Below are 512 nucleotides of genomic sequence, written 5' to 3' on the forward strand. Positions count from 1 at the left end.
TTTAGATGCGCGCTTATTCCACGAGCAGCGCGAAGGATACGACGCCTTTGAAGCTCGAACTGGTTTAAAAGCATTAAGAATTGACGTTGAAAGCATTACTTGGAAACGCGTGATGGACCACAACGACCGTGCACTTCGCATGGTCAAAATTGGTTTGAACGAACATGGCAAAACCATTAACGGATTTGAGCGTAACGAAGGGTTTGATATTTCAGCCGCATCCGAGTTGATGGCCATTATTGCGTTGGCAAAAAATCTTAAAGACTTACGTCAGCGCATTGGCAAAATTGTTGTTGCTTATGATCTCGACGGTCAGCCTATCACCACAGAAGATTTACAAGTAGCAGGTGCGATGGCCGTAACGTTGAAAGAAGCCATTGCACCAACATTGATGCAAACGCTTGAAGGTGTCCCTACTCTGATCCACGCAGGCCCTTTTGCTAACATTGCGCATGGCAATTCTTCTATTATCGCTGATGAGATTGCGTTAAAACTTTCGCGTTACACGGTAA

The 512-nt window shown here is 45.1% G+C and carries 1 protein-coding gene; it reads left to right on the forward strand.

Annotation, left to right across the window (positions count from 1 at the left end):
* Positions 1-512 (forward strand): formate--tetrahydrofolate ligase (locus R7040_RS30095; protein ID WP_318098140.1); only part of this gene is annotated, 512 nt, incomplete at both ends.

The organism is Vibrio sp. 1069, from assembly GCF_033340555.1.